The following is a 23,302-nucleotide window of genomic DNA, read 5'->3' on the forward strand; positions in this document are numbered from 1 at the left end:
CGATTCAGGCGCGGTCCATGACTTCGCCCAATTGGTCCGGCGTGCTGCCGTGCAAAACCAACTCGTCGGCGCCCGCCTCGCGATACCTGTCGAACATCGACCGGCACTCGCTCGGCGAACCGAGCGCTGCCGCGCCTCGAACCCATTCGGCGGGCAGAGACTCCGCCGCTTCCGTCAGCTGCGCGCGAGTGCGGACCGAATCCGCCGCGCCCTTCACACCGGCGAGCTGTGGGTGGGCGCGGAGGGCTGCCAGTAGGTCAGGGTCCCACCCATTCACCTTCGCAAGCTGCTCCCCGAAGGTCGGGATCTGGTAGTAGGTGACGGCGCGCCCGCCGACGACCGCAGCTTCCTCGTCCGCCTCCAGGCCGGATGCGACCACCACAGTCGCGTAGATCCGCACAGAGTCCGGGTCACGGCCAGCATCGACGGCGGCAGCCCTGACCGCCTCGGCCGATCGCCGGACGGCATCAGGTGTGAGGAAGGGATGCAACAGAACTCCGTCGAAGTGGCGGCCGGCGAGCTCGAGCCCCTTCGGGCCGATCGCAGCAAAGACGAGCGGAGGAACAGGCTGGTCAGGGATGTCGTTGAGGCGAAGAGCGGGGTAGACGCCCGCAGGCCCGTCGTAGGTGACCTTTTCGCCGCGGCACAGTCGACGGAAGATGTCGGCGGCGTCGACCAGGGACCGATTCGTGGATTTGGGGAGGCCGACAGCGCTCCACATCCGGTCGACCGAACGGCCGACTCCGATCATGATCCGGCCGCCGGAGAGACCCTGTGCCGTCATCGCCAGCGAAGCCAGCATCGCGGGATGCCGAGACTGCAGATGGGTCACGCCGGCCGCGATCTTGATCGTGCTCGTGACCTGACTGAACGCTCCGGCAAGCACGCCGAAGTCCTTGGTTCCCCACCGCTCGCTCAGCCACAGCGTGTCCAAGCCGAGCCGTTCGGCTTCGACTGCCTGGGCGATGGCGGGCCGGGGGTCGGGCACCCGGCCGGGGAGGGCATACGCACCGAGACCGAGCCGATCGCGGACCGCTACGGGAGCCCCACGGGGGACCGCGCCGGGCCCGGGGGTGGATTTCTCATCATTCATGGGCCTATTCTGACAGTATTGGTCACATAATGAAATGGTCGTGAACGACGGACCAGCCGTCGTGCCGGATCTCCCCGTCACGACAACCGGCACGACGACACGAAGTAGAAGCATGGAGGGACCCACGTGGCCTACACGGCAACAAGAGGCGAACTGGAGGGCGACGTGCGCGACGTCCTCGCGCGATGGCTACCCCCGCGACTGGTTCCCGAGACGCACAGCGACTTCGAGATATCGGAGTTCTCCGCTCCCGACGCGGGATATTCCGGCAAGACGGTGTTCTTCACCGCGTCCTGGTCGGATATTTACGGCGTCCGCCGGCGTGCCGACCTCGTGCTGCGCATGCAGGCGTCGAACCACCAGTTGTTCGTGGAGCCCGATGCCGTCCGGCAGGCGGAAGTGATGCACCGACTCGGTCGCCACCCCGGCGTCGGCACCCCGGACATCGTCCTGATCGAACCGGACCCGAGCGTTCTCGGCGCGCCCTTTTACCTCATGAGGAGGGTGCACGGCCGCACTCCCTCAGACGTCCCCAGCTGGCACAAGCGCGGCTGGACGGTGGAACTCACCGAATCTGAACGGGAAACGCTCTGCGACAACGCGATCAGAGCACTCGTCGCCGTGCACCGGATAGCCGACGAGAGCGATCTCGCATATCTCCGGAACGGTTCCGGCACTACGGGGGGTACGGCACTTCACCGCTATCTCGACCGCCTTCGCGAATGGTACGCATGGTGCCGCGGCGATCTGGTCGTGGGTTCGGACGTCCTCGCGGAAGCGCTCGCCGAGCTTCTCGACCACGCGCCCGAAACGGACGCCGAGGTACCGGTCTGGGGTGACGCACGCGTCGGGAACATGTCCTTCGCCGACGATCTCTCCGTTGCCGCGCTGTTCGACTGGGAGACGGCCACCACCGGGCCACCCGACATCGACCTGGGCTGGTGGCTGATGTTCGAGCGGTACCTGTGCGAGGCTCTGGGCTTCACCCGGCTGCCGGGAGTACCCGACGACGACGAGACCGTTCGTCGCTACGTGGAATTCGGCGGGCGACCCACCGGGGACATCACCTACTACACGATGCTCGCCGCGTTCGTGCTGGCACTGATCACGAACCGACTGGCGCTGCTCCTCGCTCGCGACGGCCTGGACGAAGCGACGGCACGAACCTATCCGACTACCGCTGTCGAGCTCACTCGGCAGTATCTCGCCGACCACATCGCCAGAAGGAGCACGACATCATGACGATCCCGTCGACCGAACCCGCGCCGAAGGGCGCTGTCAGCGAGGAGTGGGAGGTGTTTGTCGAGCGTGGCAAAATTCGTGAGTTCGCCACCGCCATGCAATCGGACAATCCCGACTACGCCGGCCCCGACGCGATCGTCCCGCCGACCTTTCTCATCACAGCGGCGCAGTGGGCTCCGCCGGGAGTGCGGTTGACTCTGGGGTTCGAGCGCAAGCGCCTCCTGCACGGCGAGCAGGAGTACATCTTCCACGGTGCTCTCCCCACCGCCGGAGACCGACTGCTCGCCAGGGAACGGGTGGTCGACCGATTCGAGAAGCCCGGCAAGAAAGGCGGCCTGATGAGGTTCGCCGTGATCGCGACCGAATTCCACTCCCCCGAAGGCGAACTGATCGCCGAAGCGCGCGGAACCTTCATCGAAACCGCCGCCAAAGAAGGTGCCAAATGACGACGACAGCTCCGCTCATGGTCGGCGCGCAGGCCGAACCGCGCCAGTTCGGTCCGCTGACCACCCAGATGTTCGTGCGGTACTCCGGCGCGTCGGGAGATCTCAACCCGATGCACTACGACGACGTGCTGGCTCGCGCCGCGGGAAACCCGTCCGTGTTCTCTCAGGGAATGCACCAGAGTGCTTTGCTGGCAACCTTCGCCACCGACTGGCTCGGTGCCCGAAATGTCCGGAGATTTGGTGTCCGATTCCGCGAGCAGGTGTGGCCCGGAGACATTTTGACGTGTACCGGAGAGATCACGGGCATCGATACGGCGCCCGATGGAACGAAAGTCGCCACCGTCGCCCTGACCTGCACCCGCCAGACGGGCGGAATCGCCATCAGCGGTACCGCGGAATTCGGTGTTACCGATGCGTAGTAATTCCGGCCACTCCCCTGTCCTCGTCCTCGCAATCTGCCTCGACTCCCCATAGACTGTCCACTGATGTCAGAAAATTCGATCACCCGCCGAGCAAGTTACGGCCCGTCGAGCCCCGAAGTGGGCAGTCGGGGCGCAAGCACGCGCAACAAGATCGTGGAAGTGTCACTGGATCTCTTCGCCGAGGTCGGCTTCTTCAACACTTCGGTGGAGGCGATCGCCAAAGCCGCGGACATTTCCCGTGCCACGCTCTACCAGTACTTCCCCGGCAAGGACGAGATCTTCCTCGAACTCCTCGAAGAGTGCGGCCGTGCGCTGTTCCGCGTCGCGCGCCGCATCGGCCCCCTGGGCCCCACTGAGGTGGGGTTCGACAACCTCAACTGGTGGCTGGGCGAGTGGAGCTGGGTCTTCGACAAGTATTCGACGATGTTCGTGCAGTGGACGCAGGTCGCCGCGTCCGACACCGCCGTGAGGCCGGAGATCACCCGGTTCATCGAGGGCTACAACAAGCGGATCTCCGAACGCTTGGCCACATCGGGAATCGAGGGCATCGATCCTGACGCGGGTGCCATGATGATGACCGCAATCGTCCACCGGATGAACCTCTTCATCCACACCGGACGGGCCTACGGTCGCGACACCCAGTCCGTCGTCGACGCCGTGTCCGTCTTCATTCAGTTGGTACTGTTCCCCGAAACCCCACCCGAGGTCCTGAACAGCCTCTCGTTGCGCACGTCGGGCACCGGGTCGATCGACATGCCCGAGCCCCCGAACACCCAGGGCCTGTCCACCCAGGACCGCGTGGCAGGCCTCAGCAAGCGAGCGGTGAAGACCGTCGAGACCCTGGTCGAAGCAGGTGCGATCCAGTTCCGCGAAAAGGGGTACCACCGCACGAGCGTCGACGACATCGTCGAGCAGGCTGGATTCGCGCGCGGAACGTTCTACAAGTACTTCAGCGAGAAACAGGATCTGCTCGTGGCGCTGAGCGTGGAGGCCACCGGGTGCGCGATCGAACAGGCCGATCGGGTCCGGAAGATCGATCCGATGGCAGAGGACGACACCGAGTTGCGAGAATGGCTGGTGGGGTTTTCGCAGTACATCACTCGATACGCGGGATCGATCGACGTCTGGTCCGAGCGCAACAGTGGGAACGACATGGTGGTGGACCTGGGCACCTATGGGCAGGCACGCATGGACGACGCCCTCCTGGCGGTGGTGACGAGCCGCAAGCGCGACTACCCGTTCGACCCGGTCATGGCGGCCTTGATCTTCCGCGCTCTCGTCGGCCGGGTGCCGCAAGCGTCGCAGGAGCTTCCCGAACCACTGTCGCAGGACGACTTCGTGTCGCTGCTCGTGGCGTGCATCAAGCGCGGGTTCTTCAGCCACGCCACCTGATAATCATCTGACCGTCGATGGACAGTTCGAGCCCTACCGCATGGCGCGGAAGGGCTCGAACTGTCTATGCACCAGTCGCTTTCGCACTTACGCGCGGGATCGGACATCTACCCCCTCCACGCTATTGAACTTTTCTGACGATTGTGTCATTTTTAAATGAGTGCACCAGTCAACGGCTCGCGGCTCGTGTCGTGGCCAGGAGAGGAACAACGAAGATGGACATCAGCAACGCGTCCGCGCTCGTCACGGGCGGAGCGGGAGGCCTCGGAGAGGCCACCGTACGTCAGCTCGCCGCTGCCGGAACCTCGGTGATCGTCGCCGACCTCAACGACGAGCGCGGCAAAGCACTCGAAGCCGAACTCGGCGAGAAGGTTCGGTACGTCAGCACCGACGTACTCGATGAAGCCAGTGTCGTCGCAGCCCTCGCCGCAGCAAACGAGCTCGCTCCGCTCCGCATCGTCGTCAACGCTCACGGCGGCGGCGCCGGGGCCTCACGCGTGGTCGGACGGGACGGGGAGCCCGCTTCGTTCGAGCAGTTCCAGTGGTACGTCAACCTTTTCCTCAACGGCACGTTCAACGTGCTTCGCCTGGGCGCGGCAGCCATGGCCAAGAACGACGCCGACGAGAACGGCAGCCGTGGCGTCATCGTCAACACCGCTAGCATTGCGGCATTCGAGGGCCAGATCGGACAGACCGCCTACTCCGCCGCCAAGGGCGGCGTAGTAGGTCTGACCCTGCCGGCTGCGCGTGACCTCACCAAGTTCGGTATCCGCGTGATGGCCATCGCGCCGGGCACCTTCTTCACACCCGCGTTCAAGATGGAACGCGAAGAGGCCGAGAAGTTCTGGGGTTCGAATGTTCCGTTCCCGAACCGCATGGGCAGCCCGTCCGAGTACGCCGGCCTCGTGCAGCACATCGCGGAAAACGATTACCTCAACGGCGAGGTCATCCGGATCGACGGTGCGCTGCGTTTCCAGCCGAAGTAGACGCCAAGGCCTCTCAGCCCGCCCGTCGAACGCAGCGACCCGCCATGGGCACGACACCGTAGCGAGTGTCGAGCCCATGGCGGGTTTCTTCGTGGTCGTCTGCGTTTCGGCGCGTTCCCGTCAGGGAACGACGCCGAGAAACTCGCCCAGTTGCGCGGCTGCTCGTCGGCCCTGATCGCGCCCCGCGAGTGCGGCCGGAGCTCGAGTCGAGGGCGCCAACGGGTTCGTCCCGAATGCCCCGACCGCGGCAGCATCGGCAAAAACGGGAAGCACGTCGGAACCGGTCATCGAGGTGATCTCGATGAGCAGACTCCCTCCGAGCAGATAGGGACCGGGCTCGGTTGCGGGAGCAAGGACTACGACTCGTCCGCACACTCCCGCCAAGAACGCGTTGGCGGTACTTTCCACACCACCGTCCATGAACTTGCGTCCGTCGATCGTCACCGTCGGCCAGATTCCCGGTACCGCACAGCTCGCGGCCACGGCGTCGACGAGCGAGACACCGTGACCCTGCTGGAAGACGACGAGCTCACCGGTCGACGCGTCGATTGCGGTGATACTCAGCGCCCGCTCCGGCCATTCGTGCGAGGGAAGCCGAGACTCGATGACTGCCCTGCGCGTCTCCTCACTCACTGTGGTGGCCCGGAGCGCCGCCGCCCCGATGCGGCGTAACCGTTCCCGGGGCGGGGCGTCCTCGTCGCCGAGTCCCTCCGCGAAGACCGCCATCAGCTGCTCGAGGTCGACGCCGGGATCGATCTCGGTGGTCTCCGCCGCGAGTTGCGTGTGGAACAGATCGCTCAGGCCGACGCCACTGGAGATCTGGGCCGCGACGGTGGCACCGGCCGAGGTGCCGACGAGATGTGTGGAATCCAGCAACGCCCGAGCCACGTGCTCCGACTCGTCCTGCACTCCGAGGAGGAAGCCCAGTTCCCACGCAATGCCTGCGACTCCTCCGCCAGCCAAGACCAGCGCCAGATCTTCCACGTAAAACTCCCTCTCGTCAGATGATCGCCTTCGACCTCAGGTGTGCGATGTCGGTGCCGGACCGTCCGAGGCCGGTGAGGATCGCGGCCGAGTGCTCCCCAACCGCCGGGACCGGATCCATCCGTGGTTCGACGCCCGTGAACGACGCCGGCGGCACGAGTGCCTGGATAGTCCCGCGCGGCGTCGCGACATCTCGCCACCGCTTGCGCTCGGACAGTACCGGGTGCGCCCAGAGCTCGCCGACCGTGTTCATCCGCGCGTTCGCGATCGACGCCTCCTCCAGCCGCCCGGCGAGTCGGTCTGCGGTGAAACCCTCGATGGCTTGGGTGATGATCTGCTCCAACACCTCTCGGTTGGCCACTCGGTCGGGATTGGTGGCGAACCGAGGGTCGGTGACGAGGTGGGGTTGCGCCAGTATCTCGACGCACAGCCGCTCCCATTCACGTTGATTCTGGATCGCGAGGAGCACCCGTTCTCCGTCACCTGCCGTGAACGGCCCGTACGGTGCGATCGTCGCATGCCGAGCACCGGTACGCCGGGGACTCTCGCCGCCGTATTGCGCGTAGTACGCCGGTGAACCCATCCACTCGGCCAGCGCATCGAACAACGACACACTCACCGAGCGCACTCGGCCCGACACCGCCCGCGTGTACAGGGAGGCAAGGATTCCCGAGTAGGCGAAACTTCCTGCTGCGATGTCGGCGACCGAGATTCCGGCCTTCGCGACCTCGTTCGGCGACCCGGTGATGGACAGCAGCCCTGCCTCCGCCTGGACCAGGAGGTCGTAGGCCTTGCGCGTACCCCACGGTCCGTCCGCACCGTAACCCGAGATGTCGCAGACGATCAGCGTCGGGAAGCGGGCGGCGAGATCCTCCGCGCCCAGGCCCATGCGGACGGTGGCTCCCGGTCCCAGGTTCTGCACGAAGACATCTGCCGTCGCGAGAAGCTCGAACAGGATCTCCCTGCCTTCGTCGGCCTTGAGATCGAGTGACAACGATTCCTTGGACCGGTTGAGCCAGACGAAGTAACTCGACTGACCGTGAACCGACACGTCGTAGCCGCGGGCGAAATCCCCGTCGCCGGGTCGCTCGACCTTGATGACGCGGGCTCCCAAATCTGCCAGCTGACGCGTCGCGAACGGTGCCGCGACAGCCTGTTCCAGACTGACCACGGTGACACCCGCGAGGGGAAGGTCATTCACGTACAATTCCTTTCGTCTGTCATCGCTCAGCGGACCAGTGGATCGCGCGGTAGCCCCAGGATCCGTTCGGCGATGGTGTTGCGCATGATCTCCGACGTTCCACCCGCGATCGTCAGGCAACGGGTGAAGAGGTAGGGGTAGGAGACGTCCGGAACCTCACCCATCACCGCCGCCGGTCCGGCCAGAGTCATGCCAAGGTTGGTGATGCGCTGGGAGTGTTCGGCTTTGACGAGTTTGGTGACGTTGGCCTCGGGACCGGGACCGGCACCGGCGATCGCCCGGGCGGCCTGGCGGAGGTTGAGCAGACGCAGCGTGTGCTCCTCCGCGAGGATCTCCCCCACCTCGTGCTCCGCGCTTTCCCTGGCACCGGGAGACCCGTCGAGCAGCTTGACCAGTTCCTTCCCGGTGAACGCGATGGAACCACTGCCGCCACCGATGGAGACGCGTTCGTTGCCGAGCGTCGCACGGGCCACCTTCCAGCCCTCTCCCTCGCCCCCGACCACATCGGTGTCCGGCACGAATACGTCGTCGAAGAACACCTCGTTGAACAGCGCGTCTCCGGTGATCTCCCGCAGCGGGCGGATCTCGACTCCCGGTGAGTCCAGCCGGATCGCCATCATCGTCACGCCGGCGTGCTTAGAGGCCTGCGGATCCGTCCGGACCGTGGCCAGGCCCCACTCGCAACCGAGCGCGGCACTCGTCCACACCTTCTGTCCCGTGACACGCCACCCCCCGTCGACGCGTTTGCCTGCCGTGCGAACCGCGGCCGCGTCGGACCCCGCGCCCGGCTCGCTGAACAACTGGCACCAGTTGGTCTGCCCACGGAGGACGGGGTCGATCCACCGGCTCTTCTGCTCGTCCGTCCCGACCTGGGAGATCGTGAGGTTGACCCAGCCGGTGATTCCGAGATCGGGTAGATCGATGCCCGCGAATTCCTCCTCGATGACCAGCTGCTCCACCACTCCGGCTTCCCGGCCCCAGGGCTTCCGCCAGTGCGGAACGAGGTAGCCGCTGTCCACCAGATAGTCACGCTGCTCCGCCTCGGGCAGCGCCTTGTAGTGGGCCACCGCGGCACCGGCCTGCTCGCGGAACGTCCGTGCTTCCTCCGGCAGTTCGAAGGACGCACCGTGTGCTTCCCCGGCGCGGAAGGCCTCGACGACGTCGACCAGCGGGTCTCGCCCGTCCGCCACTACGGCCGCCACGGTGTCCGCTCGACGCAGGTAGAGGTGCGCGTCGTGCTCCCAGGTGAATCCGATACCACCGTGCAGTTGGATGTTGAGCCGGGCCGCTTTCACCTGGGCACGGGCGGCGTGTGAGGCCGCGACCGCGGCGGCGAACCAGGCGCTCTCGACATCTCCGGCGCGTGCCGCGTCCCAGGTGGCGGCCACGGTCATCTCGATGTCGATCAGCATGTTCGCGCAATGATGCTTCACTGCCTGGAAGGTGCCGACCGGTCGCCCGAACTGCTCGCGGGTCTTCACGTAGTCGATGGCAGTCTCGAGGCAGGCCATCGCACTTCCCACAGCCTCGGCGGCGGCGAGGATGCGGAAGTACGTGACCGCGGCGCGCGCTGCGCCCTTCAGGATGCGCTCGGCGGGAATCGCAGCGCCGTCGACCGCGACGTTGCCGATCGTCCGAGTCGTGTCCAAGCCCGCTCGCGTCGACACCGACACACCGGCCTCGCCGGGTTCGACCACCACGACGTCATCTCCTACGACCAGCACGAGCACAGCGGCCTGGGGCGCGCCGATCACCGCGCGACTCTCGCCGGTGAGGCCACCGTCCGAATCGAGTGTCAACCCCGGCGACAGGCCGACGGCGCCGATCGCCGAACCGTCTGCCAGTCCCGGGAGCCACCGAGTTTGAACCGATTCGGGTGCGCTGTGCGCCAGGATCGCCGAGGCCGTCACCGTCGGAAGGAACGGCCCCGGGGCCAGTTCGTGTCCGAGTGCCTCAAATACCACCGTCAGTTCGGGGAGACCGAAGCCCGACCCCCCGTGCTCTTCGGGCAGGTGCAGTCCGAACCAGCCGAGCCCTGCCGTCGCGGACCAGAACGCGTGAAGGTCCGCGCCGGTGCCGTCGAGGGTCTGACGTGCAGCCTCCCGCACGTTCCCCCGCGCGAGATGGGACGCGGCCACGTCTGCCAGTTCCTTGTGTTCTTCCGAGATCGCCAACGCCATGGCGGAGTACCTTTCGATTGAGTGGAACGGCAACGTAGCCGCGTCGGAGCTGCAGAATCTCGATGTGACCTGAGCTGTCAGATAGAAGAGTATCCAATGATCCCGCTGCGCAACAGAGCCGATCGCGAATAACCGATGTTCCCCGTCGACATTGTGCGGATAGCGCGCATATCCCCAGGCCGCACCCCGCCTCGGGCCGGCTCGGGACCGACTTCAAGATTTCATAGACAAGATGTCAGAAGATGGCATATGGTTCTGGGCAAGTTGAGTTAGGTCATCGTCAGAGCTAGGAGTCCGACCCGCCGTGCCGTACGTAATTGCCGAACCCTGCGTCGATGTACTGGACAAAGCCTGCATCGAAGAATGCCCCGTCGACTGCATCTACGAGGGCGGACGGATGATGTACATCCATCCCGACGAGTGCGTCGACTGCGGAGCCTGTGAACCGGTCTGCCCCGTCGAGGCCATCTTCTTCGACGACGACCTGCCTGATCAATGGTCCGGATACGTCAGTTCCAACGCGGAGTTCTTCGACGAACTCGGCTCTCCCGGCAGTGCCGCGAAGACCGGGCGAACCGAGAACGATCCCCCATCGATCGCGGCCCTGCCAGCCAAGGACCCCCACTGACGGTTCCCTCGACACTCACCTGATCGGAAGACAACCATGAGCATTTCGCTGATCCTGGAGATGGCGATCTCCGGCAACCCGGACCGCACCGCGATCACCGTCGGTGACGGTTCGCTCACCTACCAGGAGTTCGGCCGGCTCGTCGCGGGCGCGGGAAGCGCCGTGATCGAGTCGGGCGCGCGCAACGTCGTGTTCCTCGGGGGATCTGGACTCCAACTTCCTGCGCTGCTCTTCGCCTCCGCCTATGCCGGTGTCCCGTTCACCCCCGTCAATTACCGGCTCGGTGCAGCGCAGTTGCAGCAGTTGATCGCGAGAGTGGACGACGCACTCGTCGTCGTCGACCCGGTCTACCTCGCACCGGTCGCGGACGCCGACGCCACCCGCGTCGTCACCACCGACGACTTCTTCGCCCGCGCCGAGGAGCTGGCCTCGGATCCGGTGCCGCCCGCGGACGTCGACCCGGACGCACCGGCGATCGTGTTGTTCACGAGCGGTACCACCTCCGCCCCCAAGGGCGTCGTGCTCCGGCACAGCCATCTGCTGAGCTACGTGATGGGGACCGTCGAGTTCGCCTCCGCCGAGGAGACGGACGGCGCGCTCATCAGCGTTCCGCCCTACCACGTCGCAGGCATGGGCACGATTGTGACCAACTTCTACGCGGGCCGGAAAATGATCTACCTCCCGCAGTTCGACGCCGCGGACTGGGTCGAACTCGCGCGCACCGCGAAGGCCACGTCGGCGATGGTCGTCCCGACGATGCTCGACCGCATCGTGGATCACCTCGGCGGCAGTGATGCCGACGTCCCTACGCTGCGGTCACTGTCCTACGGAGGTGCGCGCATGCCGCGCCCCACATTGGAAGCCGCCCTCCGCGCGTTCCCGAACGTCGGTTTCGTCAATGCCTACGGGCTCACCGAGACCAGCTCCACGATCGCCCTGCTCGGCCCGGAGGATCACCGCGCCGCACTGGAATCCGAAGATCCTGCGGTCCGCGCCCGGCTCGGATCGATCGGCCGGCCGGTGCCCGGCATCGAGGTCGAGATCAGAGATGCCTACGACAGGCCGGTCGCACCGGGTGACGAAGGCGAACTGTGGGTCCGCGGACCTCAGGTGTCCGGCGAATACATGGGTAGCGGTTCGGTACTCGACGCCGACGGTTGGTTCCCCACCCGGGATCTGGCGTTCGAGGACGTCGAGGGTTTCCTCTTCGTGGTGGGTCGCAACGACGACACGATCATCCGCGGCAGCGAGAACATCGCGCCGGCGGAGATCGAGGACGTCCTGGTGGAGCACCCACGGGTGCGCTCGGTGGTGGTCGTCGGCATCCCGGACGACCACTGGGGTCAGGCCATCGTCGCGACGGTGGTTCCCGAGCCCGGCGAGGTCCCCGACGCGGAGGAGCTACGACAGTTCGTGCGCGCCCGTCTGCGCGGTTCCCGGACTCCTGATCGGATCGTCTACCGCAACGAACTGCCCACGACCCTGACAGGGAAGATCCTGCGCAAGGACATCGTCGCGGAGATCGTCGCGGGCGCCATCGACTGCGAACCTCAGAAGTCCGCCGTCTAGCCATCCACCCTCGGCCCGGCGAGCACCGGGCCGAATACCACAGCAAGAGAGGGATTCCCATGTTGAAGACCGGAGCACGACTGCGCAGCCAGGTGTGTAGCACCGAGGTCATCGTCGTCCGGGGCGGGAGCGGTGACGTCACCCTGACGTGCGGCGGGCAGCCGATGATCGATCCTGCCGGATCGCCGGCTGAAGGACTCACACCGGCCGGGGATCTCGCCGGGGGCACCACGATCGGCAAGCGTTACACGGATGCCGCCAATACCGTCGAGGTCCTCGCCACCAAGAGCGGCGAGGGGAGCCTGGCTCTAGGTGACGAAGTGCTCGCACTCAAGAGCGCCAAGCCCCTTCCGTCGAGTGACTGACCGGGTCGCCGACCACACTTCACACCACCTCGACCCAGGAGCAGCCGTGCCCACCGAAGACGTCGGCAGCGGTCCCCTGGCGGGTATCCGCGTACTGGAACTCGCCGGAATGGGACCCGGACCGCATGCTGCAATGCTTCTCGCAGACCTCGGAGCCGACGTGGTTCGAGTTCAGCGCGCCGGCGGTCTGCCGGCACCCGATCGCACGGCGAGCCAGCAACTACGCGGACGCACCATTGTCGAAGCGGACCTCAAACGCCCCGAGGACATCGCCATGGTCCTCGGCCTTCTCGACCGAGCCGACGTTCTCGTCGAGGGATTCCGACCCGGAGTGACCGAACGTATGGGGCTCGGACCGGACGAGGCCCTCACCCGCAATCCACGCCTGATCTACGGTCGGGTCACGGGGTGGGGGCAGAGCGGACCACGCGCGTTGCAGGCCGGCCACGACCTCAACTACATCTCGGTGACCGGATTGCTCCACGCCGTCGGCCGAAAGGACGAACGCCCGGTTCCACCGCTGAATCTGTTCGGCGACTTCGGTGGTGGGTCGATGTTCCTCGTCGTCGGGGTACTCGCTGCTCTCGTGGAACGTCAACTGTCGGGCCGGGGACAGGTGGTCGACGCGGCGATGGTCAACGGCGCCCCCGCGCTCGCCCATCTGCTGTGGTCGATGCGCGGCACCGGTCAGTGGTCGGACGACCGGGGAACCAACGTCTTCGACGGATCCGCACCCTTCTACGACACCTACGAGTGTTCCGACGGCAAGTACGTTGCCGTCGGTGCGCTCGAGCCCCAGTTCTACGCAGAACTGCTGCGTGTTCTCGACATCGATCCGGCGACGCTGGGGCATCAGCGTGATGTCGAGGGCTGGCCCCTCGTGCGCAAACTGTTCACCGAGAAATTCGCGTCGCGCACTCGCGACGAGTGGGCAGCGCAGTTCACCGACGTGGACGCCTGCGTCACACCGGTATTGGACTTTGACGAGGCCGCACGGGACCCACAGATGATGGACCGGAACGTCTTCACCGACCTCGACGGTGTCCTGCAGCCCGCACCGGCACCGGCGTTCTCGCGTACCCCGACGGCCACACCGACGGCCCCCTCGCGGGTAGCGGTTCCGGCGAACACTGTGTGGAGCTGATCGAGGGTGAGCAGGAGCGGACCCTTGATCGGACTGCGGGTCGTCGAGCTGGCGAACATCGGACCGAGCGCCCACGCCGCGATGGTTCTCGCCGATCTCGGTGCCGACGTCGTCCGCGTCCAACGCCCCGGTCTTCTCCCCGAGGACCACACCAGCGCCGAGCACTTGCACCGCGGGAAGCGGGTCGTGGAGGTCGATCTCAAAGATTCGCGAGGAGCCGCCGACGTCCTCGCCCTCGCGTCCGGTGCAGACGTCCTCGTCGAGGGCTTCCGTCCCGGCGTCGTCGAACGCCTCGGATTGGGGCCGGCGATCGTGCTCGAACACGTGCCCTCCCTGGTGTACGCCCGCGTCACCGGATGGGGTCAGGACGGCCCCCGAGCCGACAAGGCCGGACACGACATCAACTTCATCGCACCGACGGGTATCCTCCACTCGATCGGCAGGGGCGAGGATCGGCCCGTGCCACCACTCAACGTGGTGGCCGGGTTCGCTGGTGGGTCCATGTTCATGGTCACCGGGATCCTCTCGGCCCTCTGGGAGCGACAGCGATCCGGACTCGGTCAGGTGGTCGACGTCTCCGCTGCCGAGGGTGCGGCGGTCCTGACCCAGCACGCGTGGTCGATGCGGGGGCAGGGAAGGTGGTCGGACGAGCGCGGCGCGAACCTCGTCGACGGTAGCTGCCCGTTCTGGGACACCTACGAGTGCTCGGACGGCCACTATATGGCGGTCGGTGCGTTCGAACCACAGTTCTACGACAGGCTGATCGCCGTTCTGGGGCTCGACCCGAACACCCTTCCGGACCGCGACGACCGCAGTCGATGGCCCGAGCTCCGCGTCCTGTTTGCAGCGAGGTTCACCACCCGCAGCAGGGCCGAGTGGGCGGCCGCTTTCGCCGACGTGGACGCGTGCGTCACCCCCGTATCGAGCTTCGCCGAGGCCCCCAGCGATCCTCATTTCTCCACCCGCGGGTCCTTCGTGGAGATCGACGGCGTCGTGCAACCCATGCCGGCGCCCCGCTTCTCGCGGACACCGCCCTCTACACCGACCTCCCCACCACGGGAGGCCGCGGACCTCGATCGGGTGTGGGTATGACCTGCGCCCACCGAACTCATCTCCCCACTGCGAAGGACAGAGTATGACCGTCACAGAATCGACCACCTCCACCACGCCCCCGGCGCTCGTCGAAGTGCGTGGCCACACGATGTTGATCACGTTGAACCGTCCGGAGGCGCGCAACGCGGTCAACGCCGACATGTGTATCCGGGTGGGCGACGCCCTCGAGGAAGCGGAAGCCGACCCGAACGTCCGCGTCGTGGTGCTCACCGGCGCGGGCGACAAGGCGTTCTGCGCGGGGGCCGACCTCAAGGCGCTCGCTCGCGGTGAAAGCGTCATTCCAGCGGGCCGCGAAGCCTGGGGGCTCGCGGGCTACGTCGGCCACGCCATCAGCAAGCCGACCATCGCCGCGGTCAATGGGCCCGCGCTCGGTGGTGGAACCGAATTGGTCCTCGCGAGTGATCTCGCCGTCGCAGCCGACACGGCGACGTTCGGACTACCCGAAGTCAAGCGGGGCCTGATCGCAGGTGCCGGTGGCGCCTTCCGTCTCCCCGCCAAGCTGCCCGCCACGGTCGCGATGGAACTCCTCCTTACCGGTGAACCGGTGACGGCCCGGCGGGCACTCGAATTTCATCTGGTCAATCGGGTCGTACCTGCCGAGTGTGTGCTGGACACGGCGCTCGCTCTCGCCGAACAGATCGGATCGAACGCCCCGCTGGCCGTGCAGGCACACAAGCGAATTGCCCTCGCACAGCGAGCGAACGGTGACCGGCCCGACGAGCACGCAGGCTGGTCGATGACATCCGACGAACTGCCGCGGATCGCCACGTCGGAGGATGCCAAGGAAGGACCCCGCGCATTCGCCGAGAAGCGTGCGCCGGTATGGAAAGGACAGTGAAGGACATGGCACGCACAGCTCTGGTGACCGGGGGAACCGGTGGCCTCGGGTCGTCGGTCACCACTCACCTCCTGATGGCCGGATGGCGGGTGGTGGTCCCGTGGATCAACCGTGATGAACTCGGCCGCCTTCCCGAGCATCCCAATCTGCAGTTGGTGCGCACCGATCTCGCCGACGAGGACGACCTCGAGAACGTCGTCGCCACCGCCGGTGACGACGCGGATCGGCCCCTTTTCGGCGTCGTCAACCTCGTCGGGGGTTTCACTTCGGGGACGCGGGTGCACGAAACGCCGGTGGCGACACTCGACGCACAGCTGAACCTCAATGTCCGGACCGCGTACACGGTGACGCAGTCCGCTCTCCCGCACTTGATTCGGGGTGGTGGAGGTTCCGTGATCTGCATGTCCGCCGCCGCGACACGTCGACCGTTTCCCGGTGCGGCGTCGTACATCGCGTCGAAGGCTGCCGTGGTGGCACTCGTCGAGACTCTTGCACTCGAGTACATCGACGACCACATCCGAGTCAACGCGCTGTTGCCGTTCGTCATAGACACTCCAGGCAACCGTTCCGCCATGCCCGACTCGGACCGTAAGGGGTGGTCGAAGCCGACAGAGATTGCGAAGGTCGTCGACTTCCTGTTGTCGGACAACGGTTCCGCGATCACCGGCGGTTCGATACCGGTCACCAGCGTCGACTAGGCGATCTGCGACGATTGCACCACCGCGGCCCCGGCCCCCTCTCACGTGGGCCGGGGCCGTGAGGCGGTTCAGCTGGGAACTGCCATCCCGTCGCACAGGCGAGACATGACCCGATCGAGTTCGTCCGCCCGGCACACCGCTGCCACGTACCGATCCGGCCGGAGGACGATCACCTCGTCCTGCCGACGTTCGAGTTTCAGGTCGCGGAACGCACCGTCGACGTCGAACAGTTCGGTGCTCGAGCTGCTCCCGCTGCTCGACACCCTGAACCCGTGGCGGCGTGCGGACGGCGGAGCCGTCACGCGGAACAGATTCGCCCCCAGCGCGTTCACGCGTGCTCGAGTGGCCGCCGAGAGCGAATCTGCTGGATCGCTCGTCAGTCCGAGAACAGCAAATCCGCGTCCGACCGCATCGTCCAACTTCACTCGGTTGCCGTCGGCGAGTTGCACCGACGGCTGGCCGAAGAGCCTGCCGACCGGAGATCCGGAGTCCTGTCCCGGTTCGGCCACCACCACCCCGTCGGTGTAACGTGGCGCCGGCTTATATTTCATCTGCAGAATGTATTCGCGCGCGCCGGGAATCAGCTGAACCCCGCGGAACACGGCGTCGCGCACCACCTCGGTGGCGCGATTATGCGGCTGATAGTAGCTCCCGATCCGGGTGGCGAACGACACCATCGCCTCGGCATTCTTCCTGCGCTCGGCGTCGTAGGTGTCGAGCAACCGGTCGCCGGCCCGTCCCTGGACGACCGCCGCCAACTTCCATGCCAGGTTCGTCGCGTCACGGATTCCGGAGTTCATGCCCTGCCCGAAGAACGGCGGTTGCAGGTGCGCAGCGTCGCCTGCAACGAAGACGCGGCCGGACCCGAACCGGTCCGCTGTCCGCGAATGATGCCAGTACACGCGACGCCGCAGGACGGTGGGCATCGGTATCCCGCGGTAGAACTTTCGCAGCAGCCGATCGACGGATCGATCGGTGACGACGTCCTCCTCGGTCTCGTCAGGTAGGAGTTTGAATTCGAATCGCCGATACCCGTACGGTAGCGGGATCGTCATCGCCGGCCGATCCGGATCGCAGTAGACCGCCGAATAGGGCGCATCGAGGGAATCTTCGGCGACGTCGACGACGAGCCACTTCGACGGCGCCGTCTCCCCGGTGAGCAGCAGACCCGCTGCGTCACGGACGAAGCTGCGGCCACCGTCCGCGCCGACCACGAACTGCGCTCGCACCCGCACTTCACCCGCCTCGGACTTCGCTACCAGGTGCACCGCGTTCGAAGTCTGCAGCAACTCCGTGACCTCGGTGGCAGCATGGAGTTCCACGTTGGCGAAACGGTCGAGGCCTTTCCGGAGCCCGGCTTCCATCAGCGGCTGAAAGAACAGGTTGCGTCGAGGCCAGCCGTACGGTTGCCCGCTGGGACGCACGTGGGCCAACTGCTTGCCGCGCGAGTTGTAGTACCGGATCGGCGCATTCTGGATGGTGTCCCGCACGATGTCGTCGACGATCCCCGCGGTCTGGAACGAGCGCAACGATTCGTCGTCCACCGCCACCGCCCGCGGATGGTCGATGATCGCCGGCTCCTTGTCGAGCACGACCGTCGTCACGCCCTGTGTGCCCAGCAGATTGGCCAGTGTGACACCGCATGGACCGGCACCCACCACCGCGACCTCGACATCGATTTCCATCAGAAGTGCCTCCTCGCACGAGTGTTGTTCGCGTTGGATTCGAATTGCTGTGCTCGATCGAACATCAGTTCACGCAGAGGCTCACTGGGCGTCCTTCCCGAACAACCGGGCCAGATCCTTTTTCACGACCTTGCCCATGGCATTTCGGGGCAATTGATCGAGTACCTCGAGCTGCACGGGCAGCTTGCGCTTGTTCAGCCCCCGGACCACGAGGTGCTCGCAGACGTCGGCCAGGCTCGGAGCCACCGCCGAACCCTCGGGTACCACTACCGCACAGACACGTTCACCCGTCTCCGGGTCGGGGAGTCCGATGATGGTCGAATCGACGAGTCCGGGAACGGTGACGAGGTGATCCTCGACTTCCCGGGCGGAAATGTTCTCCATGTTCCTGATGATCACGTCCTTGAGACGGCCGACGATGTTGAGGCATCCCTCGTCGTCGAGGAAGGCGAGGTCACCCGTGCGAAAGTAACCGTCGTCGTCGAACGCCTCGACGTCCAGCGCGGCGTCCACGTACCCGACGGTGAGTTGCCGGGCCTTCACTCTCAGTTCACCGCGCTCGCCGGCAGCCACTTCGGCGCCGTCCGCGCCGACGATACGTATGAATGTGCCGGGTCCCGGATGGCCTTCGGTCACCGCGATCTCGTTCGGGCTGCCCGAGGGACTCCCCCACGCGATGAACGGGCATTCCGTGAGCCCGTATCCGGACACCAGGCCCACCCCGCCGAGTTCGCTCGAGACCTCGCGGTGCAGGGCGACCGGACGCGGCGCGCCCCCGATGAGAAAGGCCCTCAGGTCCGGGAACAGCCGACCATCGTGCGCCCGCTGTTGCCGGAGAAGGGCTTGTGCGAAGGGGGTTCCGTTGCCTCCCAGGGTGACACCGGTGTCGGCGAGGAGTCGCGCGGTCGCCTCGGGTTCGAAGACGTCGGTGGTGATCAACGCTGCACCGGACATCAGCGCGACGAGCAGGTGCAGGACACCGCCCACATGGGCGATCGGTGCGAGCGCAGCGATCCTGTCGTTCGGTCCAGGAGCGATGGCTTCGCAGAATGTTTCGGCAGCGGCGAGTAGTCCGGTGTCCACGTGTCGGGCGCCCTTGGGTTGCGAGGTGGTACCGGAGGTGTAGAACACCCAGCGGACATCGGTCGGCTTCGGCGGCGGTTGCTCGGTGCGAGGTTCGGCTCGAGAGAGGGTGCGGTCGGTGACGAGGACGTCGATTCCGGGCAGCCGAGCGGCCACCGAACGTGCCATCTCGCCGTGGGCGTAACCGCGAAATTCCTCCGGGACGATCAGAAGCCGGCTGCCGACCTGACGACAGATGAACTCCACCTCGGGTTCGCGCAGCATCATGATCAGAGGATTCTGCACGGCGCCGATCCGGGAGAGTGCCATGGTCAGCACCATGGTCTCGGTCCAACTCGGCAACTGCCAGGAAACCACCGTGCCCGCGGTGACGCCCCGTTCGGCCAGGCCCGCTGCAACCCGCTCGACGGAATCTCGGAACTCCCGAAAGCTCATGGTGCGCTGACGCTCGTCGATCACGAGGGTGTCGTCGGGCGTTGCTTCCGCCCGAGCGATCACGAGGCCGAAGACGGTGTCCGCGCGCAGATGTCCGGGCAGTCCCGAGGTCCGACCCGAGGTCATGCGTGCACCGTTCTCGATCCGGCGTGGCGGCCGGCGAGATAACCGAACACCATTGCCGGCGCCAGCGTCCCACCCGCGCCTCCGTACGTCATCCCGAACGGCGACGCCATCACGTTGCCCGCCGCATACAACCCACCGATCACCCCGCCGTCGAGGTCCACCACTCTGCCGTGCTTGTCGACCTTCGGTCCGCCCTTCGTCCCCAATGCCCCGCTTTCGAGCCGCACCGCATAGAACGGCGCCTCGGTCAGCGGACCGAGGGTGCCCTCGACGGCACCCTTCAGGTGCGGGTCGCCCCACCATCGGTCGTGCGCACTCTCACCGCGGTGGAAGTCCGGATCGCATCCCTCCGCCACCTGTCCGTTCCACCGCTCGACCGTCCGTTCCAGCGCGTCGCCCCGAATCCCCAGGGCGGCCGCCAACTCCGCAACGCTGCCGGCCCGTGTCATCCATTCCGGCGCTACCTCTCCCGGCGGCCACGGTCCGACCGTCCCGTACCTCCGCAGATACTCCTGATCGAAGATCAACCAGCACGGAAGATTCGCGTAGCGAAAGGCGGCCACATCCTCCTGGTGGAATGCGCCGCCGAAAGCGTTGTAGTTCGCCGCCTCGTTCGTAAAACGTTGCCCCGACCGGTTCACCATGATCGACCGTGGCCGTGTGCGGTCCGCGTTGACCATCACCCGGTTCATCTCGTTCACACCGTCCGGCAATTCGGCCACCGGACTCCACCACGCCTCTCTCATGTTCCCGAGCATCGCCCCGACCCGCATCGCCATCGACAAGCCGTCGCCCTCACACGTGGGCATCGAGACCGGATGCGTCAGCGGACCCCGCAGGAACGCCCTCTTGAACTCCTCGTTCCACTCGAATCCCCCCGTCGCCAGCACCACACCAGACCCGGCAGCCACCTCGACGCGCTCACCGCCCGCCGACTCGAAATGCACTCCCGTCACCGCCACACGACCGTCCGGCGCCGACGCGGTCACCAATCTGCGGGCTCGCATGCCCGGGAACACCTCCACCCCGGCCCCCAGGCAGGCAGCGAGTAGCCGGCCCACCAACGACTGACCTCGTCCCCGTTCGTCGCGTACCCGACGGCGAGCGACCTCGGCTTCGGACGGCGGGCGCGGCACTGCGGCGCCGATCGGTGTCTCACATTGCACGAGGTGCAGATTCGCGAAATAGGGACCCGGCGTCACCCGCGACGCCCACTCCCCCAACTCGTCGAACGCGAACAACGGGGTTTCCAATGTCCGGCCGCCACCGGGCTTACCACCCGGATGCTCAGCGTGATAGTCCGGAAACCCCTCGGCAACATAGAATTCGGTTCCCGCCTCCGCATCGAGGAAGGTCACCATCTCTCGCCCCGCCACCACGAACGCCCGCACCAGGTCTTCGTCGAGTAAGCCCCGTGACAGCGACATGATGTACTCCACCGACTCCTCCTCGGAATCCGCGACGCCGGCAGCACCCATCAGCGGATTGTTCGGTATCCACACGTTCCCGCCCGACCAGGCGGCCGTACCGCCGACCTTGTCGGCCTTCTCGAACACCCCCACCCGGGCACCGCTCACCGCCGCCGTGAAGGCCGCCGTCAAACCCGCAGCACCCGAACCCAGAATCACCACATCGAACGACGAGCCCACGAACACACCTCCGTGCAGAGAAAGGACCGCAGAGTCTTATCGACAGCCTGTCAGATCACGCCGACACCGCGACGGCCATGCCGGTGATCCACTCCTCCACCGGCTCGTAGATCAGCGGCTCGAGCGGAACGCCGCCGCCGGCCGCACCCGCAGCCAGCCAGGTCCGCACCTCGTTGGCTCCCGCACCGGCATCCGCGTGCGCGCTGTCGGTGAGACGCGCGAGGGCCTCCCTGTCCCAGGTCGCCGATGCGTGCAGGAAGGCCTTGTCCCACGCAGGTTTGATCTTCTTCCGCGCGGCGGCGGAACCCTCCGCGATGATCCTGGCGCGTTCCTCGTCGCTGATGTCGTACGTGTCCACTTCGAGACTGGGCGGCGAATGCGAAAGACCGCCGGTACCGATTACCAGCACCCGATCGCCCGTGCCGGACAGATATCGGCCCACCGCGTCCCCGAATGCGAGCACCCGCTCGGCCTTGGGCAACGGCGCCGTTGCGCAGTTGATGGGCAGCGGGATGACGGGATACGCGTCCACGCTGCCGGTCAGATCGCGCAAGGGCTGCGCGAACGCGTGGTCGAGCTGCACATCCCGGCAGACCGAGATATCTATCCCGGAGTCGAGCAGATGCTCGGCGAGGCCTCTCGCAGTGCCCTGAGGGACGTTCAATGCGCCTGCAGAGTGCCCGGCCTCCGCCATGATCCCGGCAGACAGTGCCACCCCGAAAGTGGGGACGACGTGCCGGAATGCCCGCCTGTGGTCCCCGCCGAACAGGACGATGTAATCGGGATCGAATTCTCGGACGATCGAACTCGCGCGCGCCAACCCCGTTCGGAACGTGGTGCCGAACACTCGGTCGACATCGCGCTCCATTCCTGGGCTGTGGCTCGCGCACACCACCATCCGGTTCGCAGTCGCCCGCTTCACTTCACTCAAGACACCCTCCTCGCACCTGACTCGCCGCCGGGGAACGCTGTCGGTCCGCGGCACGGATCAAACATGACACAAACGTTAGATGGTAATCGGCGTCACGTCGAGGGTGTGCCGCGTTTCGGTCACCGCATCATCAGAGTTCCGCCGTCGACCGGGAAGATCTGCCCCGTCATGAACCGGGCGCCCTCACCGGAGAGGAAGGCCAGTACCGGAACGAAATCCTTCTCGACGTCACCGAGCTTGCCCCCGAGCGGGACGGCTCTCGCCATGTACGCGTCGTGCGCGGCCAGTTGTTCCGTCGTCATCGATGCACGGGTCTTGTCGTACATGGGAGTCCAGATTGCCGGAGCGATGGCGTTCACGGTGACGCCGTATTTTCCCCATTCCTGAGCCGCGGTGCGGGTCCACGCGACCACAGCACCCTTGCTGGCCGAATACGCAGCCTTATTGGTCAAGCCCTGGACCCCGGCGGCGGACGCGAAGTTGATGATCTGTCCGCCGTCGTCCCTCAAATGTCGGAACGCCGCCTGATTCGTGAGAAACGTGCCTGTCGCGTTGATGCCCATGACCCGATTCCAGATGTCGAGCGGAATCTCTTCGGCCGCTCCCCCCGGAGCGATGCCCACTGCATGAATCAGGACGTCGAGACCGCCCAGTGAATCGACGGCCTGCGCGAACGCCGCATCGACCGAGGTCTGCTCCGACACATCACATTGGACGAATCGAGCCTTGCTCGCCTCTGCAATCTCACGTCCCTCACGCTCGGCGAGGTCGAGCGATACCACGTCGGCTCCGAGAGCAGGAAACGCCCGTACAAGGCCCTCTCCCATTCCACTGGCCCCTCCGGTAATGATTATGCGTCTACCCTGCAGGTTGTCTGACATTGCGTTCCCGTGCTTCCTCGATCAGCTGGTGCTATCTAGTGGCTCATTGGCTGAATTGCAATATGTTTCGCCACAAAGGTACGCGGCTTGCGCAAGCAGGTTTCTCGTTCACCCGATTATCTGACATATCGGCCACATTGTTGGTCTCGATCGCTGAGCCCGACCGCAGGGTTGACCTGATCCGCGTGACACAACGCATCACACACAGGGA

The 23,302-nt window shown here is 65.9% G+C and carries 21 protein-coding genes; 12 read left to right on the plus strand and 9 right to left on the minus strand.

The genetic code is table 11. The features are described 5' to 3' along the window. Nucleotides 1-4: 4 nt before the first annotated feature. Nucleotides 5-988, minus strand: coding sequence for a TIGR03857 family LLM class F420-dependent oxidoreductase (locus tag ACH49N_RS24075; RefSeq protein WP_397504782.1), 984 nt, complete (start codon nt 986-988; stop codon nt 5-7). 231 nt (nt 989-1,219) lie between these two features. On the opposite strand from ACH49N_RS24075, the gene ACH49N_RS24080 reads away from it, so the two are divergent. From ACH49N_RS24080 to ACH49N_RS24100, 5 genes are all read left to right on the plus strand, one after another. Then, the gene (locus ACH49N_RS24080) at nt 1,220-2,335 is read left to right on the plus strand and encodes a phosphotransferase family protein (protein WP_358274972.1); all 1,116 of its coding nucleotides are present in this window, start codon (nt 1,220-1,222) and stop codon (nt 2,333-2,335) included. Beyond that, nucleotides 2,332-2,781 (plus strand): MaoC family dehydratase N-terminal domain-containing protein, encoded by a 450-nt coding sequence (locus tag ACH49N_RS24085; protein WP_005573072.1) that lies wholly within the window; start codon nt 2,332-2,334, stop codon nt 2,779-2,781. Before ACH49N_RS24080 ends, ACH49N_RS24085 begins: the two co-directional genes overlap by 4 nt. Then, the gene (locus ACH49N_RS24090) at nt 2,778-3,200 is read left to right on the plus strand and encodes a MaoC/PaaZ C-terminal domain-containing protein (RefSeq protein ID WP_043793411.1); all 423 of its coding nucleotides are present in this window, start codon (nt 2,778-2,780) and stop codon (nt 3,198-3,200) included. The genes ACH49N_RS24085 and ACH49N_RS24090 overlap by 4 nt, the downstream gene beginning before the upstream one ends. 66 nt (nt 3,201-3,266) lie before the next feature. Beyond that, nucleotides 3,267-4,595 (plus strand): TetR/AcrR family transcriptional regulator, encoded by a 1,329-nt coding sequence (locus ACH49N_RS24095; RefSeq protein WP_029538788.1) that lies wholly within the window; start codon nt 3,267-3,269, stop codon nt 4,593-4,595. 215 nt (nt 4,596-4,810) lie between these two features. Further along, entirely contained in the window at nt 4,811-5,581 is a 771-nt protein-coding gene (locus tag ACH49N_RS24100; protein ID WP_005573077.1) for an SDR family NAD(P)-dependent oxidoreductase, read from the plus strand. Nucleotides 5,582-5,701: 120 nt separating this feature from the next. Here ACH49N_RS24100 and ACH49N_RS24105 read toward each other — a convergent pair whose 3' ends face one another. The 3 genes from ACH49N_RS24105 to ACH49N_RS24115 are packed head-to-tail and all read right to left on the minus strand — an operon-like array spanning nt 5,702 to nt 9,946. Then, on the minus strand, nt 5,702-6,565 hold the full coding sequence (locus ACH49N_RS24105; RefSeq protein ID WP_358274974.1) for a patatin-like phospholipase family protein: 864 nt from the start codon (nt 6,563-6,565) through the stop codon (nt 5,702-5,704). Between the two features lie 16 nt (nt 6,566-6,581). Further along, on the minus strand, nt 6,582-7,766 hold the full coding sequence (locus ACH49N_RS24110) for a CaiB/BaiF CoA-transferase family protein (protein ID WP_358274976.1): 1,185 nt from the start codon (nt 7,764-7,766) through the stop codon (nt 6,582-6,584). Nucleotides 7,767-7,792: 26 nt separating this feature from the next. Then, entirely contained in the window at nt 7,793-9,946 is a 2,154-nt protein-coding gene (locus tag ACH49N_RS24115; protein WP_358274977.1) for an acyl-CoA dehydrogenase, read from the minus strand. Between the two features lie 304 nt (nt 9,947-10,250). On the opposite strand from ACH49N_RS24115, the gene fdxA reads away from it, so the two are divergent. Genes fdxA through ACH49N_RS24150 form a run of 7 tightly spaced genes read left to right on the plus strand, consistent with a single transcriptional unit; the run spans nt 10,251 to nt 16,301 of the window. Further along, nucleotides 10,251-10,574: a ferredoxin gene (gene fdxA / locus ACH49N_RS24120; protein WP_005573081.1), complete on the plus strand. Its 324-nt coding sequence runs from the start codon at nt 10,251-10,253 to the stop codon at nt 10,572-10,574. Nucleotides 10,575-10,610: 36 nt separating this feature from the next. After that, the gene (locus ACH49N_RS24125; protein WP_358274979.1) at nt 10,611-12,143 is read left to right on the plus strand and encodes a class I adenylate-forming enzyme family protein; all 1,533 of its coding nucleotides are present in this window, start codon (nt 10,611-10,613) and stop codon (nt 12,141-12,143) included. 59 nt (nt 12,144-12,202) lie between these two features. Beyond that, entirely contained in the window at nt 12,203-12,508 is a 306-nt protein-coding gene (locus ACH49N_RS24130) for a hypothetical protein (RefSeq protein WP_016881672.1), read from the plus strand. Between the two features lie 46 nt (nt 12,509-12,554). Then, a complete protein-coding gene (locus ACH49N_RS24135; RefSeq protein ID WP_005573084.1) occupies nt 12,555-13,652 on the plus strand; it encodes a CaiB/BaiF CoA-transferase family protein in 1,098 nt (365 codons plus the stop codon). A gap of 24 nt (nt 13,653-13,676) precedes the next feature. Beyond that, nucleotides 13,677-14,744 (plus strand): CaiB/BaiF CoA-transferase family protein, encoded by a 1,068-nt coding sequence (locus tag ACH49N_RS24140; protein WP_005573085.1) that lies wholly within the window; start codon nt 13,677-13,679, stop codon nt 14,742-14,744. Nucleotides 14,745-14,787: 43 nt separating this feature from the next. Beyond that, entirely contained in the window at nt 14,788-15,603 is an 816-nt protein-coding gene (locus ACH49N_RS24145) for a crotonase/enoyl-CoA hydratase family protein (RefSeq protein WP_005573086.1), read from the plus strand. 5 nt (nt 15,604-15,608) lie between these two features. Beyond that, nucleotides 15,609-16,301 (plus strand): SDR family oxidoreductase, encoded by a 693-nt coding sequence (locus ACH49N_RS24150; RefSeq protein ID WP_043793419.1) that lies wholly within the window; start codon nt 15,609-15,611, stop codon nt 16,299-16,301. 68 nt (nt 16,302-16,369) lie between these two features. Here ACH49N_RS24150 and ACH49N_RS24155 read toward each other — a convergent pair whose 3' ends face one another. The 5 genes from ACH49N_RS24155 to ACH49N_RS24175 all read right to left on the minus strand — a co-directional run bounded on the left by ACH49N_RS24155 (nt 16,370) and on the right by ACH49N_RS24175 (nt 23,091). Further along, a complete protein-coding gene (locus ACH49N_RS24155; protein WP_358274981.1) occupies nt 16,370-17,986 on the minus strand; it encodes a bifunctional 3-(3-hydroxy-phenyl)propionate/3-hydroxycinnamic acid hydroxylase in 1,617 nt (538 codons plus the stop codon). An 81-nt stretch (nt 17,987-18,067) separates the two neighbouring features. Next, complete coding sequence (locus ACH49N_RS24160; RefSeq protein ID WP_005573091.1) at nt 18,068-19,630, minus strand: AMP-binding protein; 1,563 nt, start codon at nt 19,628-19,630, stop codon at nt 18,068-18,070. Next, nucleotides 19,627-21,285 (minus strand): FAD-binding protein, encoded by a 1,659-nt coding sequence (locus tag ACH49N_RS24165; protein WP_358274983.1) that lies wholly within the window; start codon nt 21,283-21,285, stop codon nt 19,627-19,629. Before ACH49N_RS24165 ends, ACH49N_RS24160 begins: the two co-directional genes overlap by 4 nt. Before the next feature lie 49 nt (nt 21,286-21,334). After that, nucleotides 21,335-22,177: a 3-carboxyethylcatechol 2,3-dioxygenase gene (locus tag ACH49N_RS24170; RefSeq protein ID WP_043777197.1), complete on the minus strand. Its 843-nt coding sequence runs from the start codon at nt 22,175-22,177 to the stop codon at nt 21,335-21,337. A gap of 152 nt (nt 22,178-22,329) precedes the next feature. Beyond that, entirely contained in the window at nt 22,330-23,091 is a 762-nt protein-coding gene (locus tag ACH49N_RS24175) for an SDR family NAD(P)-dependent oxidoreductase (protein WP_358274984.1), read from the minus strand. Nucleotides 23,092-23,302: the final 211 nt, after the last annotated feature.

This window comes from Rhodococcus sp. NPDC019647, from assembly GCF_044389235.1.
Lineage (GTDB): Bacteria > Actinomycetota > Actinomycetes > Mycobacteriales > Mycobacteriaceae > Rhodococcus_F > Rhodococcus_F oxybenzonivorans.

Bases quoted from the DNA above. Each gene is read 5' to 3' on its own strand.
- ACH49N_RS24085 (WP_005573072.1), top strand. From the start codon at position 2,332: ATGACGATCCCGTCGACCGAACCCGCGCCGAAGGGCGCTGTCAGCGAG.
- ACH49N_RS24090 (WP_043793411.1), top strand. From the start codon at position 2,778: ATGACGACGACAGCTCCGCTCATGGTCGGCGCGCAGGCCGAACCGCGC.
- ACH49N_RS24095 (WP_029538788.1), top strand. From the start codon at position 3,267: ATGTCAGAAAATTCGATCACCCGCCGAGCAAGTTACGGCCCGTCGAGC.
- ACH49N_RS24100 (WP_005573077.1), top strand. From the start codon at position 4,811: ATGGACATCAGCAACGCGTCCGCGCTCGTCACGGGCGGAGCGGGAGGC.
- ACH49N_RS24115 (WP_358274977.1), bottom strand. From the start codon at position 9,946: ATGGCGTTGGCGATCTCGGAAGAACACAAGGAACTGGCAGACGTGGCC.
- ACH49N_RS24125 (WP_358274979.1), top strand. From the start codon at position 10,611: ATGAGCATTTCGCTGATCCTGGAGATGGCGATCTCCGGCAACCCGGAC.
- ACH49N_RS24130 (WP_016881672.1), top strand. From the start codon at position 12,203: ATGTTGAAGACCGGAGCACGACTGCGCAGCCAGGTGTGTAGCACCGAG.
- ACH49N_RS24145 (WP_005573086.1), top strand. From the start codon at position 14,788: ATGACCGTCACAGAATCGACCACCTCCACCACGCCCCCGGCGCTCGTC.
- ACH49N_RS24150 (WP_043793419.1), top strand. From the start codon at position 15,609: ATGGCACGCACAGCTCTGGTGACCGGGGGAACCGGTGGCCTCGGGTCG.
- ACH49N_RS24155 (WP_358274981.1), bottom strand. From the start codon at position 17,986: ATGGAAATCGATGTCGAGGTCGCGGTGGTGGGTGCCGGTCCATGCGGT.
- ACH49N_RS24160 (WP_005573091.1), bottom strand. From the start codon at position 19,630: ATGACCTCGGGTCGGACCTCGGGACTGCCCGGACATCTGCGCGCGGAC.
- ACH49N_RS24170 (WP_043777197.1), bottom strand. From the start codon at position 22,177: ATGGTGGTGTGCGCGAGCCACAGCCCAGGAATGGAGCGCGATGTCGAC.
- ACH49N_RS24175 (WP_358274984.1), bottom strand. From the start codon at position 23,091: ATGTCAGACAACCTGCAGGGTAGACGCATAATCATTACCGGAGGGGCC.